Consider the following 18,036-nt stretch of genomic DNA (forward strand, 5'->3'; position numbering starts at 1 on the left):
TGAGGTCAATAAAAAAATTACTTTCTTAAAAACGAGAAAGTAATTTTAGTGTCTTGATTTAAAGTATTCGTTGGTTTGTTGCACTTGCTTTTGGATCCCGGATTTTAGTTCTGCTACAGAAGGATATTTTTTCACTGGATCAATCCATTCAAAAAAAGTTACACGAATGGTTTCATCATAAAATTCAGGTCCAACATAATCAATAAGGAAGGATTCAAAGTGCTTTGTAGTAATATTTTCAAACGTTTTAGGGATGCCAATAAAAGTCGTGGAATTATATTGACTTTCTTGCAAACGAGTTTGAGTAATGTAAACCCCATCAGGTAAAGTTACTAATTTATCATTGATTCGCAAATTAGCAGTGGGATAATTTAAAGCTCGGCTAATTTGGAAGTTATGAATAACTTGTCCTACACGGTAATAAGGGATTACTAACATCTCATTAGCTTTTTGTAATTCGGCTTGCATTAAATATTTCTTAATTGTTGATGAAGCGTATTCGTCATCACGACTCACCACTTTGACACAATAAAATTGTTGTAAAAACTCTACACCTTTTTGGTCTTTGCCAAACTTAAAATCAGCTCCTACCACAATTTGGTTAATCTTTAATGGTTGTAAGTACTGTTCAATAAATTCTTGAGCAGTTAAGTTGTGTTGCATGACATCAAAAATTAAGATGTGTTCCGGATAAAACAATTGCTCTAACTGCTGAATTCGTTCTTCTAACGGATATAAAAAGGGGGCTTTTCAAACCATGTCTGTAAAGGTTAATACGCAGGTCTTGCCCGTTAAATTTTGAAAGATTTTTTGGTGACCCTTGTGGATGCCATCAAAAAATCCAATTACTAAATTATCGATTGTGCAATTTTGTAAGTTTGAAAGATTGTCTTTATTCCAATTCAGAATCATATTTTGTTTTTAATTCTTCAAGACTTCAGGCGTTTTGTAAGTCGAATTCGCCAATTTTCGTTCTAACTAAACCCGCTAAATTCGCGTAGTTGTTAATTCTTTCACCCAAATCATGAGCAAAGCTTCTGACATAAAAGCCTTTAGACACATGTAAACGAATGACTAATTCTTTATCAATAAAGCTTAAAATTTCATAATCATACAGGTGTACTAGACGGGGTTCGATAACCACTTCTTTATTGCTACGTGCTAAGTCATAAGCTTTTTGGCCATTAATTTTAATTGCACTGTATTTAGGTGGTACTTGTCAGTATTCCATGTTTTTCATGTTTTCTAAAACAGGTAAAATATCACAAATAGTAACTTCTTTATTTTGGTACGCTAACACTTGGCCTTCGTTGTCGTACGTATCAGTGTAGTAGTTGAAATGCACAGTTGCTACATATTCTTTATCGTTTGTGATTAAATCATTTAGCTGTTTTGTACCAGATCCGATACCTAAAATCAATAAACCACTAGCTAATGGATCTAACGTGCCCGCATGGCCCACCTTCTTTGCGTTTAAAGTATTCTTCACTTTTCTGACCACATCATTAGAGGTTCAGTGGAGTGGTTTATTTATCAAAATAATATTTTTTGTTTGTTGTTTATTCATAATTTATCGCTTATACTTATTAAAGTATAAACTATTATAGTAGTTTTTCCATACTATCAGATATTAATCAAATATTTTAAAAACACAATCGTGAAAGAGTTAAGTATGAAAGATAAATCTAAAAGTAAGAAAAGCGAATCAGAAATTGTCGAAGAATTTGACACTGATTTCTTAGATCAAATTTTAAACAATAAACAGGGCACTAACGACAAACCTATTAGTAGTTACTCTGCTAACGAATTAGCAGAAGATTCAGAACACAGCATTCCGCACACTGTTGAAGCAACTCAAGAAGCAAAACAAGCTGATGCTACAGTCTCTGAAGTTAGCGCTACTAATAACATTACTGTAGATGGTTCTGCTAGCTCTTCTGACGAAGAACAAACTATCTTAGATAAGAAATTAATCTACAGCAAGTTAAGTTTAGAAGATAAATTCAAAAAAGCCAGAAGAACTAAATGATTCAAAATCATCAAAAGAAAAGTGGCAATGATTTATTTCTTCCCTGTACACAAAAAAGACCGGATCAGACAACAAAAACAAATTTTTGTCAGAAGATTCAACGAATACTTTGGTACCAACTTTAGAATTGATACTTTAGACAATAAGTTTAACTGAAACTGACAAAGATATGTAGACAGCAAAGCCTTTGCGACTGGTGTCAGAATTTGAATTGGTATCGTCGGAGTTATTGTTTTACCAATCGCTCTTTACTTCATCATTACTTCAGGACAACACGTCCCTGCATACAGTAAATAAGTACAACAAAAAATGTGGCGTCTCACTTAAGAGACAACCACATTTTTTTCTTGTTAATGATGTTGTTTGTTTGCAACTAAGCTGTAGCAGTTGAATGCTGCGTTTTCTTCAGCTTCTTTTAATGTATTTCCGAAACCTTCGGCATAAGTAATACCGTTAAATTCTAGTCTTACTCTTCTTGGAGTTTCGTTCTTTTCGTTTAACGGAATGTATCTAATTTCTTTATTTTCAGAACGACCTAAATATTCTTGAATTAACGTTTTGTATGGTTTTGACGTGTTAATTTCACCATGATTGTACATTTTAATCACGGTGTCTTTAATGATTAGTTGAGCTTTTTTAATACCCACATCTTTGGCTACCGCTCCAATAAAAGCTTCGAAAACGTCTTCTAAAACCTTATCAGTCAAGGCTTTATTTTTCATCCCGTTACCTAATAAGATAAGTTCGTCTAAACCTAACATTCGAGTCGCTTTTGCTAACGATTTGGTAGACACTAATTTAGCTTTAATGATAGACATTTCCCCTTCAGCTAAATTTTCTTTATCAAACAAATAGTTAGTGATGACTCATGACACCGCTGAGTCGCCTAAGAATTCGTATCTTTCGTAATCGTTATTTAAATTATGTTCGTTTTTGTACGAACTGTGAGTTAACGCCGTTTGGTATCTAGAATACTTTTTAGGATTAATGCTGTATTTCTTAAAAATGGTGTTTAACTTCTCTTTATTAAAAACTTCGTGTTCTTTGTTTGACATAATCGTATACTTCCTTAATTATGAACATCATCAGAAACTAAATTTAAAGTTTCGTTAAAAGCGTTTAAATCAGCTTTAATGTTTTCTAAAACATTATTTTTTAAACAGTCATATAACATTCTTAAAGAACTGTAAAATTGCCGTTCATCGGCTGAACCGTGCGTTTTCACACAAATTTTATTAAGACCTAAGACAAAAGCACCAGCATGATCTTTGTAATCAAAAGTACGAGTAGCTTTTTTGATAATTCCTAAAGAGAATAATGTTGCCAAAATATTTTTTGGTTTTTTATATTCTGTTTTAAAAATATTACTTACGGCTTTTGCAGCCCCTTCACACGCTTTTAAAGTGATGTTGCCTGTAAAACCGTCAGTCACCACTACATCAGCTACTCTATTTAAAAGTTCTTTAGATTCGACAAACCCTTTATAGTTTAAATTAGTCTTTCTTAATAATTGACTGGTTTCTTGTAAATATTTGTGACCTTTATGTTCTTCGGTTCCAATATTTAATAAACCAATAACTGGTTCCTTCACTCTTTGTTTAGCAAAGGCATTCCCCATGATCGCAAATCTTACCAAATCTAAAGGTTCCACGTTAATGGATGCACCAACGTCCAATAAGTTAAATGCTTGACCGTCACTAGTTGGAATTGTTGGCATAAAACCAGGTTTATCCACACCAGGTAGCATTCCAATCGTAGAATACATCGTAAACACAAAGATAGGGGTAGAACCCGCGCTTAATAAGCCGTCTACTTTATCTTCTTTTAACAAATTCGCTAACACTTGCATTGAAGATTTTGGTTTTCTTCTAGCAGATAAAATTGTATCTTCTTGAGTCACAAATTGGTCAGTATGAACAATTTCAAACTCGTCATTAGCTAATAAATGTGGTTGGATTTGGTTTTCGTCACCCACTAAGCAGATTTGTACATCTTTATATTTTTTTTGAAAAGTTCGACACGCTTTAATGGCTTGAGAAATATCATTCTCAAAACCCATTACATCAACACCTAATCTCATAGCATCTCCTAGTTTCTAAATTCTATTATTGTACTCCCAAGTAGTAGTCATAAACTTTTTGACCACCATTTTGGACTTCACAATATAGACCGTAGTTTTCACTAGCGTATTTTTCAAATTGTCTAATTGTTGACAAGGAAGCATTAGCCCCATAAATTAAGTAACAAATATCAAGGTTGTCTGAACCTTTAGCTTTCTTAATTAAGATATCTAATGTATCTTTTAACACCTTTAATTCATTAGTGTCTGAGACCATAATCTTCTTGTCTACAATACCAATCTTTTCGCCAGTTTTAACTTGGATATGACTGTAGTTTACATCTCTAATTGATGTTGAAACTACACCAGAAATAGTTTTCTTTAAAATCTTGGTCATATCTTTGTAGTTAGTTTTGTAACTTGCATCTTTATCAAAAGTAGTCACAATCACTAATGATTCAAATGTGTTCTTAGCTGGTAAAACTTTTACCATAATATCTTTAGCCACTTGGTTGGCTGCTTCAGTGGCTGCCATAACTAAGTTAGAGTCATCAGTAACAATGAAGGCTGATTTACATTCAGCTTTGTACAATGCATCAATAAAGTCTTGAATTGATGGCGCATTTTCTTCAGTTGTAATAGTTGTTGATAACCCGTAGTTATTTTTATATAATCTTGCAATTTTTTTCGTTGGTACAGTAGCAATTAAAGAAATGCCTTCTTTTAATTTTTTCACTTTAGCTGCACTTACGACCGGTTTAACTTTTTTAGCAGTGTCAGTTTGACTCGCAAATTTTTCTTGTTTTGCGTAGTATTGGTTAGTCATGTTTTCGAATTTTACTTTTTCGAATTCACCATATTTTTGTCCAATTTGTAATAAACGGTATGGTTTCATGGTGTGAACATGAACTTTTACTAAATCGCCATCTTGCACACATACTAATGAGTTACCGATTCTTGATAATTCTTTACGGAACGCTTCTAAGACAAATGGTGCTTTTTTAGTTTCTAAGTTAGGGTTAATGTTAGAACCAATTGTCATAATAATTTCACTACAGTAACCGAAACCTTCTTCTTCTCTTGTATTATCAAAGAATTTAAATGAGTCGTCATCCAAGTTCACAGATTTATCTTTTACGTGTTCTTGGCATTTTTTCACGACTTCATTTAAGTTGTTTTCTAATACTGCTAACATCCCTTTGAAGAAGCACATTAAACCATAACCACCAGAGTCCACTACACCAACTTCTTTTAATTCTTTTAACATGTTGGGTGTGTTATCTAAAGCAATGTTACCCGCTTCAACTACACGTTGCATTAAAGTAATGTTGTCTTCTACTGTTTCATTTTCTTCACTGTTGGCGTTTTCTGCCATACATCTAATAACTGTTAAGATAGTCCCTTCAATTGGGTTGGCTACCGCGTTGTAAGCTTTATCTTTAGCTAATTGTAAAGATTCTTTTAAAATCGCTGGTGTGATTTCTTTCATACTTGGAGTGAAATTGCTTACAAATCCACGAATAATTTGGCTAAAGATAACACCTGAGTTACCTCTCGCATTCATTAATAACCCTCTTGCAAATACATCTGCTAAATGTTTAAAGTCAGTAATCTTTGCATTGCTAACCGCTTCGATTGCACCATTTACAGTGGTTTTCATATTTGAACCAGTGTCTCCATCAGGCACAGGGAATACGTTTAAGTCGTTAATGTAGTCATATTCAATGTCTAAGACTTTTGCTCCACCGTTGATCATATCGATAAATTGTTGCAAAGTAATCATGATTAAATTACCCTTTCTATCATCATTAAATGTGAATTTGAATATTGATTGACAAATCTAAGTTATCTAATTGTTGTGACAAATTATAATAGATTGTTTTTTGTAAGTCTTGTGCGGCTGATTTGACGTTTAAGACGTTATCAGATAATCAAGCCTCGACTGTTATCACATTGCTTTCTAAATCAATACCTTCTTCATTTACTTCAACCTTACTAACTCCAGGTACAGTATTGGCGGTTGTTGTAATTAAATTAATAATAATACTATTGTTAAAACGAGTTGCTTTCATCTTTCTAACTCCATTTTTTGATATTGATATAAACTATCTAATTATACTAATTTTATAGAAATATCGATATTTTAGAACTTTTATTATCTATATGATATAATTTTTTAGTTACAAATTTATATGCATATAATCTTGTATCAACTGCCAGAAAGGAGAGTTTTTATGTCAAGAAAAGACCAATTAACTGGTAAAGGTCCATTAGTAGGAAACAAACGTTCACACGCTATGAACCACTCTCGTAGAGTTTGAAACGTTAACTTACAAAAAGTTACTGTAAAAACAGCTGATGGACAAGTAGCTACTGTCAAAGTTTCAGCTAGAACTTTAAAAACTTTAAAGAAAAACAACCAATTAGCATAATTTAATCTAAATGGACCCATATTTCTATGGGTTTTGTTTTATAGTTGAAGATCTACATACTACGAATCAGGACTTGTAACCTTACGGTTGCAAGTTTTTTTATGTTTTATTGATTAAACCAGCCCATCTAAACATAATCTAATTAAAGAATGTTAAAAAAATCCCCGCAAGAACCATTCTTACGGGGATTTTAGCGTAGTTTTCAATTAACTAATATTATTAGTCTAAAATGTCGCCTAAGTTTGTCACAACTCATTGAACATCGTCATCATCTTCACATTGTTCAATGAATCTTTCTAATTTTTCGTTTTCTTCTTCTGTGATGTCTACAGTTGAGTTAGGAATTAATTTTACATCAGCTTCAGCGATAGCAATACCAGCATCTTCTAAAGCTTGTTTAGCATCAAAGAATGTTTCTGGAGTTACTAATAATTCGAAAGCAGTTTCATCTTGTCTTAAATCTACTACATCAAAATCTAACACTGTTTCTAAAATTTTATCTTCTGTTAAATCAGCAGTTTTTTCAATAATAATTTGACCGTGTTCATCAAATAAAATCATTGCACTGTTAGGTTTAGAAATTTCTCCATGAAGTTTTGAGAAGTATCCTCTTACAGCACTAATTGTTCTTTGTTCGTTGTCAGTTAAAGCTTTAACAATAATTGCTAAACCTTTTGGACCACGTCCTTCGTAAGTTACTTCTTTTAAGCTTGCAGCATCTTTGTCTGCACCTGAAATGTTTCTTTGGATTGAGTCTCTACTTAAGTTGTTTTGTAAAGCTCTTACAATAGCAGCTTTTAATCTTGGGTTAGCTTCTGGGTTTGGGCCACCAACTTTAACAGCGGCTTTAATTTCTCTAGCACATTTCATTCAGATTTTTGATTGTTGTTGTTGTTTTTTATTAATCCCTGACGCAATTAGGTGTTTACGTGGCATAATATTTCCTCCTTAATGATGTTTGGCTTACTTAACGTTACCAAATAAAATTTTAGTATATTGCTTAGTGACATAAATTGGATTATTAATTCTTGCGTTTTGTCATGAGTTAGTGCCTGTTTGGCACACTACATTAACGTGTCCAAACTTCAAATTCGCTTTTTTACTTAAAAAAACATATGAAGCTGGATCATAACTTGTAAAACCTTCTGATAAGTACACATTAACTGCGCTGTCATTAAATAAACGTAAAAAACAAAATGCGTCTTCAATCATTGCATTCGCTTTAGTTTGTAATGCGTTGGTGATTTTGGTATCACCTTTACTCATGTTGAATAATCTGTTTTTAGTACGATTACCTATAACAATGTCGCAATTAGTTTCGGTACTTTTTTGGTAGAGCTTCACAATTTCAGTTCAGTCATATTGACCATCATCATCAAATTCCACCATATACTTATAGCCATTATTAAGACCATATTCAAACCCAGCTTTTAGTTTCAGTGTTAAATCTGTTGTACTAAAAGCTTGATATTTAATGTTGTGGGATTGTAGTTCTGACATTAATTCAGATTGACTATCTGACAGCAAAACTAAAACATCATGCATTGCTTCTTGTTCAATGGCTGATGCATTCTGAATAATAGTTTTGATATCATTGTTTTGCACTAAGTACAAAACTAGTAATTCTTGAGAAATAATAATTCTTGTTGATGAATATGAGTTAGTGTAGCTATGATTAGACATAAAAAATCCGTTAGTTAACCCTAGACATAGGTTGCATAATGTCACCGATTTGTATATTTAAAACGTTTACCGAATTTTTCGTTAACACAAAAATATGACTGACACGATCTAATTGTTGTAGTTGGGTGTTAGGCGCCATAGACTTGTAAGTATGAGTCACCTTTCACGACAAATCCACAATAACAACATCTAAATCAATCAAATAATTTAAAGTATTAAATTGACACTTATTCGTAATTAAAAAACATTGTTTGTAATCTAGTTCTAGACAACAAGTTAAATTTTCTTGAATTTCTAGATCACTACGTAACCATTTCACTTTCACATCTAATAAATGCTGATTATGATATAGTTTTTTGGTTTTTTGGTTATTCTGACGTGACATACTGTTACGCATCATTTTTAGACCAAATTCATGTTTTGCTTGTTGTTGATACTTTTTACAATAATTAATTAATTTACTTCACATTTTAAAAATATAAATACTCATTTAAATTATATAAATTTTTATAACAAAAAAACGAACTAGTCCCTGAATAGAACTAGTTCGCTTTATTATAAAATTATTTATTTAATAATTCTTTCAAAATTAAATTATTTTTCGCTTGGTTTATTGTTTTTAAATGTGTTTGTAATGTGACCTAACACTGAATCATTTTTCATTTGTTGAATCATTGCTAATTGTTTTTGAATAAAGTCGCTGTCTGATTGAGCCACTTGTTCTTGAACTTTTTTAGTAATTTCAGCTTTTTCGTTTTCGTTTAAATTGTGGTTTACGCCACCGAATTTTAAACCTTCTTTTAGACTGGCTCTTCTAATTCTGTTAACTCTTGATTCATCTTTGATTCTTAGTCTAACAGCCAATTCACTTGAGTAAATTGTTCTTGCCATGTCTTTTGGAGTTTGAGCATCAACCACAGAAATTTCTGTAACATCTTGGTTCATAGCTTTGCCACCAAATCTGAAGAAGTTACCACTGCTGTCCAATGAACTAAATTTAGCCGCTAATTCATCATCAACGATTGTTAAATCTAAGTTTTGGAAGTCTTGTGCAACGATTTTTTGTAATTCAGCGATACCAGCATCGTTATCCCCGAATGGGAACACTAATACAACGTTCATTTCTCTGAATGTTGCATACATGTAGTTTAGTAATCTTAAGTTGAAGTAGATACCACCAACTCCTAATTCAGGAGCAGCGAATAAGAATCTGTGATTTAATTCTTTCACACCTTCAACCATTGGAACTGGTTTTCTTAATAATAGTCTTAATCTCTTAGAGAAGACTACTTTTGCCATTACATAATCAGCAATACCCATTGCGTTCATACGAGGACGTACTTTTTTAATTAAGTGTCTGTACATTGCAACGATAATGATTAAAAGTAATGTGAAAATTAAAGGTACGATTACTTTACCAGATGAGAATCATGCGATTCAAATTCTTGGTACTAATAAAGCTTGAGTAGCTTGGTTAGAAGTTAAGCTAAAGCTTGTAGCTTCTAAACCATAGTAAGGGTTGCCTTGGTTTAATCCGTTAAACATCATTTTCGCTGTATCAAATACAGGAACACCTTGTTTTGGATCTAACGTTTTAGCAACAATGTTGAAGTACATGAAGACTTGTAAGTTTTTGTCCAATAAAACAACAGTTGCTGTTGCTTTACCCATTTGACCTAAAACTTGGTTCTTTAAGAATTCAACCATACCTAAAGCATCTTTACTGTAGCCTGTAGTAGCATGGTTTACTCATCATTGTTCTAAGTAAGCTTGTGCTCAAGGTAATGATTTTACTCCAGCAGCAGCGCCACTAGCAGTTAAATCACCATTTTTGTTTACAGCTTCCATCAATTGGTTAATTGTGGCGGCTGCTAATTTACCGTTAAATACAAATCCTACTACATGATTGTTAGCGAGAACACTACCCGTAAATGTTCCTTCTGCTAATTTAATTGATTGTACTGAAGAGTTGATAATTGGAATAGCAATTCCTCAGATAATACAACAGATTAAAGCGATAATACAAGCTCAGAAGAATAAGGTTAGTAAGATATCTCCCTTGCTCATTTTAATATTTGAAAGTTTTTTGTTCTTTTTATAGTCAGTCGTTTGGAATAAGAACGATACAAGAAAACCAAGAATACGATTCTTGGCTTTGATTTGATAGTTTAATGTTTCGTTAATAGTTCCGTAAAGTCTATCAGCTGTATAGACGTTACCATCGTCATGACAATAATTAAGACCAACTTCAGACATATTGTTGTATGTCTTATTGGAAATAATGACTGTTTTACCCATTAATTTAACTTTCTAATTTATATATATTATTGATTTGAAAATAATAATTAGCCACGTAAGTTTAATTCTTTTACGATAGCTCTGTAACGTTCAATGTCACTTGCTTTTAAGTAAGCTAATAAGTTTCTACGTTTTGCTACTTTTGAGTATAGCCCTGATTTAGAAATTTTATCTTTCTTGTTAGCGATTAAGTGAGCAGTTAAAGCGTCGATTTCAGCAGTTAAAATAGCAATTTGAACTTCTGTTTTACCAGTGTTAGTTGCTGAACCACCGAATTTGTTAACTAATTCAGATTTTAATTGTTTTGAAATAGCCATGATTTTTTCTCCCGTAATAAATTGATTTCTTATACGTTTAACAAAGCTGGATGTGGGAACAATCGCAACAATGTCAAACAAATAACGGTTTTAATTCTACAAGAAAATTCTACTTTTTAGCGTTTTCTTGTTTGTACTTCTTAATTCTTTGTTGTTTCACAGAAGCTTCGATATGTTTTCTCTTATGCTTTTGTTTAATTTTCGCAATATCTTGTTTTAGTTTCTTCTTGTAACCAGGTTTGACTGTTTTTTTCGTATTTTTTACTAACTGTTTAATTTCATCTTCTTGTTCTTGGTTGATGATTGGTTTTTTGTAAAGTCTAATTTTAGCTTTAACTAATTTATTATTTTTGATTTGTAAGTTTTCAAACTTAATACCTTTTTTAGTTAAAGTGACCAACTTTTCATTATCTTGTTCATCGTACAATACGTATGAAATACCTTCGTATTTACTTCTACCAGCACGACCAGCTCTATGCACGTATCATTCTGGATCATCAGCTAAGTTTCATGAAATAACGTGACTGGCACCTTCAATATCTAAACCTCTACTTGCCAAGTCGGTTGCAATTACGTATTGGTATTTTAGGTTTTGAATATCTTTTAAGTTGTTTTTTCTTTCTCTAGTTTGTAAACCACCGTGTAAGTTAATTACAGAACGGTTTTGTTCTAAGAAGTACTTGTAAATTTCGTCAGCTTGTTTTTTAGTATTAGTAAAAACTAAACATAAATATGGTTCAATTTGGTTCGCAATTACAGATAAAGCGTGAAATTTATCAGTATTTTTAATTAAATAGTGTTTAATTTTTTCGTTTGCGTAGATTGAATCTTGCGTTGCGATAATTTTAGCACCTTCAAAATACTTTGATAAATTGTTTCTTAATAATTCGTGTAAAGTGGCACTGAAAGCCATTTTTTGTAAGCCATCAATACTTTTGAATCTTTGGAACATTTGGTCAATTTCAGGGAAGAACCCAAGATCTAACAACATGTCCGCTTCGTCTAACACGATCGATCTTAAATCTTTAAAGTTTAGTGTCGGTACTTTTTCAACCATTTCAATGAATCTACTTGGTGTTGTTACCACGATTTGGTAATTGTTATTCTTTGAAGCTTGACTAATTAATTTGTCAATGTCTTCCCCACCGATTCATAACACGGCCTTTAAATTTGAGTTTTGTTTTTTAAAGTCATCGATTTTGCTTTTAATTTGTCTTGCTAATTCTCTAGTTGGACAAACGATTACGCTTTGAATTCCTTTTTCAAAGTTTAACTCGTTAAGGATTGGTAATAAAAACGCTAAAGTTTTTCCTGTTCCTGTTGGAGCTACACCGATAACATTATGATGCTTTAAAGTTAATGGTAAAGTTCTTTGTTGGATTTCTGTTGCTTTGACAATATTTTGGTCTTGCAAAGTTTTTTCAATTCAAACTTTAAAATGTCTGCTGTTCATATTATTACCTTTCTCTTGTTAAAAATTTTCTTTATCTATTAACTTCAAAAAAGTCCATAGGTAAAGAAAAAAGTCCTACTATTGTAGGACTTATTTATAAAATGGTGGAGACTATGGGAGTCAAACCCACGACCTTCTGAGTGCAAATCAGATGCTCTATCAACTGAGCTAAGTCCCCATAAGATGGTGGAAGTAAGTGGGCTCGAACCACCGACCTCACCCTTATCAGGGGTGTGCTCTAACCAACTGAGCTATACTTCCATTTAATTTAACTTACCTAATAAGTATATAATATTTTTTTAAATTTGTCAACACTTATTTTTAATTTTTTTTAATTTTGTGAATCTTTAACTAACTCACCTAAATATTATAGTACATTTGCTAAGTAAAATGCAAGTATTTTTTTAATTTTTTTATAAAATATTTAATTTTTTTTATAAATTGGCTATTTTTACTAGAAAAAAGGGCTATTTTGGCCCAAAAACATACGTTTTTTCCTAATAAACAAGATTATTATACCTAAAAAAGATTTTCTTTTTTTCTAAAACTTTTTTATTTTTTTCTACAAAATAGCCAAATATAACAAAATTCCACTTATTTTTTTCTTCTGTTTCTTGTTGGTAAGAACATATTCCCATAAAAATTTATTGTTTGATTATTAACTTACAGTAATTTCTTTTATTTTTTAGTAACTTGCTAATTCAATTAATCTTTAAATACTAAGAATTCCTTATAAAACAACGTTAATCAGTCTCTTAAATGTATAAATTATTTCAGAACTAAAAAACCAATAAAAAAAATCCGCGTGGAATTGCGGATTTTTTGACTCAATATGTAATATTTTGTTGCTTGTATTAACGTTTTGTAAATTGAGGAGCTCTACGAGCACCGTATAAACCGAATTTTTTACGTTCTTTAACTCTAGCGTCTCTAGTAACTAAACCGTGTGATCTTAATACTTTTTTGTATTCAGCATTAACTTCGATTAATGCACGAGCAATACCTAATCTAATAGCACCAGCTTGACCAGTGAATCCGCCACCTTCAACCATTACGAATACATCGTATGCTTTTTCAGTTTCAGTCACTGTTAAAGGTAACATCATGTCTTGAATAACTAATTCGTTTGGGAAATATTCAGTAGGGCTTTTCTTGTTAACTAAAATTTTACCAGTACCTGGTTGTAATTTAACTTTAGCTACAGAGCTTTTTCTTCTTCCTAAACCTTTAAATTCTGCTTTTTTGTCCATAATTTATAAGTTCCTTCTTCCTAATTATTTCTTTAATTCCAATGCGATTGGTTGTTGAGCTTGATGTTTGTGTTCTGCACCTTCGTAAACAAATAATTTAGTTAAAATTTGTCTAGATAATCTGTTCTTAGGTAACATACCTTTAATTGATCTTCTGATTAATTCTTCTGAATAATTTTCGATCATTTCTTTACCAGTTCTTGCTCTTAACCCACCAATGTAGTGTGAGTTGTTGTATCAGATTTCACGTTGTGCTTTGTTACCAGTTAATTTAATGTTTTTAGCGTTAACTACGATAACGTAATCTCCACCATCAACGTTTGGAGTAAAGTTTGGTTTGTTTTTACCACGTAAAATATCAGCTACTTGTACTGATAAACGTCCTAATACTAAATCAGTAGCATCTACTACATATCATTTACGAGCTGCAATAGCTGCTTCTCTTTTAAGCATTGAGCTTTTTTGCATATTTGAGTTTTCTCCTTTTCATAAGATATTAAAATTCTTATGTGGAAATGATGTAACTTATTAATTATATAATTTTTTATTAATCTTGCAAAAGTATTTCAGGGATTAAAAAAAGAAGAAAGTGCAAAAACTTTCTTCTTTTTTGTTAGTTTGTGATATTAAGAACTAATTTGTAAGAAATTAGTATTCTTTACTCATCATTTCTAATCCTTCAGCAAGGATTGTTTCTGAGTCTTCTAAACCAGTACCAGCTGGGATTAAGTTACCTAAGATAACGTTTTCTTTTAGACCAGCTAAGTAGTCAACTTGAGCTCTAGCAGCAGCGTCAGTTAATGTCTTCTTAGTGTCTTGGAATGAAGCCGCTGATAAGAATGAACCTGACATTGCAGGAGCGTTGTCTAAACCAAAGACTTGGTTAAGAATCATTGGTGGAACTTTACCTTGTGATAATAATTCTTGAGCGATTCTTCTGAATTCGTTGATACTAATGATTTCACCGATGAATAGATCTGAGTCACCAGGGTTAACAACTTTAACTTTAGTTGTTAATTGACGTACGATAACTTCGATGTACTTGTCAGAAATTTCAATACCTTGAGTACGGTAAACTTTTTGAACTTCTTTAATTAAGTAGTCTCTAACTTTATCAATACCAGCAACTTTTAATAATTCGTTAACATCGATTGAACCTTCACTAATCTTAGAACCTGGACAAACTTTGTCGCCTTGTTCTACTCTTAACTTAGCATCTAATGGTAAGTCGTATTCGATTTCTTCAAGTTCGTTTGCCACGATAACTACGATTGTGTTTGGTTTAGCATCGTAATCAATACTTGTTACTGAACCGTTAATTTCACAAATTGTAGATTTTTCTCATGGTTTTGGTGGAATACAGTCGAATAATTGTTTTAAACGTTCGAAACCTTGAGTAATGTTTGAACCACCGGCTACCCCACCAGTATGGAATGTACGCATGGTTAATTGTGTACCAGGTTCACCAATTGATTGCGCAGCAATTACCCCAATTGTTGTACCACGTTTAATTTCTTTATTTGTAGATAAGTCAAGACCGAAACAGTGTTGACAAATTCCGTTTTCACTTTGACAGTGAAGTGGTGATCTCACTTCAACTTCTCTGTGGTTAGCTTCAATAATCTTAGCTACTTGTGGTGTAATTAAGTCACCAGCTTTAATAATTAATACGCCTTTTTCGTCGTATAAGTCGAAGACAACACGTCTACCAACAATTCTATCTACTAATGGTTCGATAGTTGTTTGGTCTTTAGTATCCACGATTGCTTCTACTTTTAGACCACGAGTTGCGTGACAGTCCACATCAGTAATAATTACTTCTTGAGTTGAGTCAACTAACTTACGAGTCATGTAACCAGATTTAGATGTCTTCATGGCTGTATCGGTCATACCTTTACGAGCACCGTATGAAGAGTTGAAGTATTCAGATACAGTTAAACCTTCAATGAATGAGTGTTTAATTGGAATTTCAATTGTATCTTTAATAACTTTTGATTTACGTTTTTGGTCATAGTTATATGACTTAGACATTAAGCCCCGCATACCAGCTAATTGGGTAAAGTTTGAGATGTTACCACGGGCACCAGAGTCGGCCATGATAACGATTGAGTTACTTTCGTATTCTTTAGAGTTAACTAATTCAGCAATATCGGTTGTAACTTTGTCTTTAACTTTACTTCATAATTCAACGACTTTTGTATAACGTTCGTCGTCGTTTAATCAACCTTTTTCAGCGTAGTGTTTAATATCTAAAACTTTTTTGTCAGCTTTTTCGAAGTATTCGTACTTCTTATCGTACATCGGTACGTCGAATGCTGAGATTGATGTTGCAGAAATCATTGAGTAGTAGAAACCTAATGATTTAATCTTGTCCATGATTTCTGGAACCATTGCTGGTTCATCACTGTACTTAATGTATAAGTTGTTAATGATTGATGATAAGGCTTTTTTACCGAATGGTTTGTTAGGAGTATGGTTTTGAATCATTTCTCTAACGTTTTGACCTCTAGTTGCAATCATTTCAGCAGTAGGACCATTTAAGAATTTTGCATCGTTAACGTATGGGAAGTTTGTTGGTAAAGTTTCGTTGAAGATAATTTTACCAGGAGTTGTAATTAAGATACCATCGTGGATGAATTCTTTAGCTGGGTAAGCTTTAGTTGAAATACCAATTAAAGCGTGGATGTCTAATTTGTGAGTAGCTAAAGCACGTTTTACTTCAGCTTGGTCATTGAAGATTAATCCTTCACCTTTAACACCTTTAATTTCACGAGTAATGTAGTAGTTACCTAAAACCATATCTTGTGTAGGTGTAATAATTGGTTTACCATCTTTTGGACCAAGAATATGTCATGAAGCTAACATAATTGATCTAGCTTCAGCAATCGCTTCTTTTCCTAATGGTACGTGAACAGCCATTTGGTCCCCGTCGAAGTCGGCGTTGAACGCAGTTGTTACTAATGGGTGTAATCTAATAGCTTTTCCGTCAGTCATTTTAACTTCGAACGCTTGAATACCTAAACGGTGTAATGTCGGCGCACGGTTTAAAAGTACTGGACGAGTTTTAATTACTTTTTGAACGATTGGTCAGATAACGTCTTCTTGACGAGTAATCATGTTTTCAGCTTGTCTGATTGATGTTACGTAAGGAGTTACTTCGTTACCTTCGTCGTCGTATTTCTTAATTAATTCGTGAATAATGAATGGTTTGAATAACTTAAGAATCATTAAGACTGGAATACCAACTTCGTACATCTTAAGTTCTGGACCAATAACAATTACTGAACGACCAGAGTAGTCTACACGTTTACCTAATAAGTTTTGTCTGAATAAACCTTGTTTACCTTTTAAGTGGTTACTTAATGATTTTAAAGGTCTACGGTCACGACCAACTACTGGTTTTTTACGTGATGAGTTATCAAATAAAGCGTCAACAGCTTCTTGTAACATACGACGTTCGTTGTTCATTAAGATATCAGGTGCGTATTCGTTTGATAATTTTTTCAAACGGTCGTTTCTGATAATAATTTTTCTATAGAAGTTGTTGATATCACTAGTTGTGAATCTACCACCATCTAATTGAATGATTGGACGAGTGTCAGGTGGAGTTACTGGCACAACGTTCATTACCATTCATTCAGGTTTGTTACCTGATTCTTTTAATCATTTAACAGTTTCTAAACGGCTTAATAATTTTCTTGCTTTAGCATTACTTACATCGTTGTATTCTTTTAAGTCAGCTTTAATCTTGTCGTATTCTTTGTCAAGATCAATGTTCTTAAGTAATTCTTGAATTGCAGCTGCACCAACCCCGAATTTAATACCAGTATATTTAGTAATAAATTTAAATACTTCTTGGATTGAGAATGGTAAGTTCTTTTCAGCTAATGTTAAGTCGTAAGTTACAGCACGTTTGTAATCAAAGTGTTCACGACCGTGTTCTTTAACGATTTCGTCTTGAATATCTTTCAAGATTCTACGTAATTTAGTTCTTGTTTTAGCGTTGTGTTTTGCACTTGATAAGTCTACGATTTCTTTTAGACGGAATAATTTTTCCCCGTTGTATTCGTAGTGACCTTCATCTAAGATGATGTAGTTTACAAAGTACACAACTTGTTCTACTTCTTTATATGAGATATCTAATAATAAAGAAATTTTTGAAGGGTTAGGAAGTTCTTTAGTCATTCAAATATGAGCAACCGGACTAGCTAATTCAATGTGTCCCATTCTTTCTCTACGAACGATTGAGTCAGTGATGTCAACACCACATTTTTCACATTTTTTACCTTTGAATTTGACTTTTTTGTACTTTCCACAAGCACATTCGTAATCTTTAACTGGACCAAAAATGGCTTCATCAAATAACCCACCTGATTCAGGTTTTAAAGATTTATAGTTAATAGTTTCAGATTTAGTTACTTCACCATGAGATCATCCACGGATTCTTTCTGGAGAAGCAATCCCAATCTTTAACGCTTTAATGTTTGATTGCTTTTGATTATTTTGCATAGTGTA

Annotated in this window: 17 protein-coding genes and 2 tRNA genes; 2 read left to right on the forward strand and 17 right to left on the reverse strand. The window is 32.5% G+C overall.

Features of this window, described 5'->3' with window-relative positions; genetic code table 4:
* Positions 1 to 45: 45 nt before the first annotated feature.
* Together ribF and truB are read right to left on the reverse strand one after the other, a co-directional pair.
* Complete coding sequence (gene ribF / locus ABWU82_RS02395; RefSeq protein WP_353289905.1) at positions 46 to 912, reverse strand: riboflavin biosynthesis protein RibF; 867 nt, start codon at positions 910 to 912, stop codon at positions 46 to 48.
* Positions 893 to 1,567: a tRNA pseudouridine(55) synthase TruB gene (gene truB / locus ABWU82_RS02400; RefSeq protein ID WP_353289906.1), complete on the reverse strand. Its 675-nt coding sequence runs from the start codon at positions 1,565 to 1,567 to the stop codon at positions 893 to 895. The genes ribF and truB overlap by 20 nt, the downstream gene beginning before the upstream one ends.
* Before the next feature lie 105 nt (positions 1,568 to 1,672).
* Between truB and ABWU82_RS02405 the strand changes: the two genes are divergently transcribed.
* Complete coding sequence (locus ABWU82_RS02405; protein ID WP_353289907.1) at positions 1,673 to 2,326, forward strand: hypothetical protein; 654 nt, start codon at positions 1,673 to 1,675, stop codon at positions 2,324 to 2,326.
* A gap of 53 nt (positions 2,327 to 2,379) precedes the next feature.
* On the opposite strand, the gene rnc is transcribed toward ABWU82_RS02405, so the two are convergent.
* Genes rnc through ABWU82_RS02425 form a run of 4 tightly spaced genes read right to left on the reverse strand, consistent with a single transcriptional unit; the run spans position 2,380 to position 6,160 of the window.
* Positions 2,380 to 3,084 (reverse strand): ribonuclease III, encoded by a 705-nt coding sequence (gene rnc, locus ABWU82_RS02410; protein ID WP_353289908.1) that lies wholly within the window; start codon positions 3,082 to 3,084, stop codon positions 2,380 to 2,382.
* Positions 3,085 to 3,098: 14 nt separating this feature from the next.
* A complete protein-coding gene (gene plsX / locus ABWU82_RS02415) occupies positions 3,099 to 4,109 on the reverse strand; it encodes a phosphate acyltransferase PlsX (RefSeq protein WP_353289909.1) in 1,011 nt (336 codons plus the stop codon).
* A 25-nt stretch (positions 4,110 to 4,134) separates the two neighbouring features.
* Positions 4,135 to 5,871 (reverse strand): DAK2 domain-containing protein, encoded by a 1,737-nt coding sequence (locus ABWU82_RS02420; protein ID WP_353289910.1) that lies wholly within the window; start codon positions 5,869 to 5,871, stop codon positions 4,135 to 4,137.
* 25 nt (positions 5,872 to 5,896) lie between these two features.
* Positions 5,897 to 6,160: a hypothetical protein gene (locus tag ABWU82_RS02425; RefSeq protein ID WP_353289911.1), complete on the reverse strand. Its 264-nt coding sequence runs from the start codon at positions 6,158 to 6,160 to the stop codon at positions 5,897 to 5,899.
* Between the two features lie 162 nt (positions 6,161 to 6,322).
* Here ABWU82_RS02425 and rpmB point away from each other — a divergent pair, with 162 nt between their 5' ends.
* Positions 6,323 to 6,520, forward strand: coding sequence for a 50S ribosomal protein L28 (gene rpmB / locus ABWU82_RS02430; protein ID WP_353289912.1), 198 nt, complete (start codon positions 6,323 to 6,325; stop codon positions 6,518 to 6,520).
* Between the two features lie 219 nt (positions 6,521 to 6,739).
* Here the strand turns inward: rpmB and ABWU82_RS02435 are convergent, their stop codons facing one another.
* From ABWU82_RS02435 to rpoC, 11 genes are all read right to left on the reverse strand, one after another.
* Positions 6,740 to 7,456, reverse strand: a complete 717-nt coding sequence (locus ABWU82_RS02435; protein WP_353289913.1) for a YebC/PmpR family DNA-binding transcriptional regulator — start codon at positions 7,454 to 7,456, stop codon at positions 6,740 to 6,742.
* 27 nt (positions 7,457 to 7,483) lie between these two features.
* Positions 7,484 to 8,203, reverse strand: a complete 720-nt coding sequence (locus tag ABWU82_RS02440; protein WP_353289914.1) for a glycosyltransferase family protein — start codon at positions 8,201 to 8,203, stop codon at positions 7,484 to 7,486.
* 10 nt (positions 8,204 to 8,213) lie between these two features.
* Complete coding sequence (locus ABWU82_RS02445) at positions 8,214 to 8,693, reverse strand: hypothetical protein (RefSeq protein ID WP_353289915.1); 480 nt, start codon at positions 8,691 to 8,693, stop codon at positions 8,214 to 8,216.
* Positions 8,694 to 8,797: 104 nt separating this feature from the next.
* Entirely contained in the window at positions 8,798 to 10,501 is a 1,704-nt protein-coding gene (locus tag ABWU82_RS02450) for a hypothetical protein (RefSeq protein WP_353289916.1), read from the reverse strand.
* A gap of 47 nt (positions 10,502 to 10,548) precedes the next feature.
* Positions 10,549 to 10,818, reverse strand: a complete 270-nt coding sequence (gene rpsO / locus ABWU82_RS02455; RefSeq protein ID WP_353289917.1) for a 30S ribosomal protein S15 — start codon at positions 10,816 to 10,818, stop codon at positions 10,549 to 10,551.
* A 109-nt stretch (positions 10,819 to 10,927) separates the two neighbouring features.
* Positions 10,928 to 12,271, reverse strand: a complete 1,344-nt coding sequence (locus ABWU82_RS02460; RefSeq protein ID WP_353289918.1) for a DEAD/DEAH box helicase — start codon at positions 12,269 to 12,271, stop codon at positions 10,928 to 10,930.
* 102 nt (positions 12,272 to 12,373) lie between these two features.
* A tRNA-Ala gene (locus ABWU82_RS02465) sits at positions 12,374 to 12,449 on the reverse strand.
* A 6-nt stretch (positions 12,450 to 12,455) separates the two neighbouring features.
* Positions 12,456 to 12,532, reverse strand: a tRNA-Ile gene (locus ABWU82_RS02470).
* A gap of 593 nt (positions 12,533 to 13,125) precedes the next feature.
* A complete protein-coding gene (rpsI, locus tag ABWU82_RS02475) occupies positions 13,126 to 13,521 on the reverse strand; it encodes a 30S ribosomal protein S9 (RefSeq protein WP_353289919.1) in 396 nt (131 codons plus the stop codon).
* A 24-nt stretch (positions 13,522 to 13,545) separates the two neighbouring features.
* Positions 13,546 to 13,989, reverse strand: coding sequence for a 50S ribosomal protein L13 (gene rplM, locus ABWU82_RS02480; protein WP_353289920.1), 444 nt, complete (start codon positions 13,987 to 13,989; stop codon positions 13,546 to 13,548).
* Between the two features lie 180 nt (positions 13,990 to 14,169).
* Positions 14,170 to 18,030 (reverse strand): DNA-directed RNA polymerase subunit beta', encoded by a 3,861-nt coding sequence (gene rpoC / locus ABWU82_RS02485; protein ID WP_353289921.1) that lies wholly within the window; start codon positions 18,028 to 18,030, stop codon positions 14,170 to 14,172.
* Between the last annotated feature and the right edge of the window lie 6 nt (positions 18,031 to 18,036).

The sequence above is a fragment of the Ureaplasma ceti genome (genome assembly GCF_040369755.1).
GTDB classification, from domain to species: domain Bacteria; phylum Bacillota_I; class Bacilli_A; order Mycoplasmatales; family Mycoplasmoidaceae; genus Ureaplasma; species Ureaplasma ceti.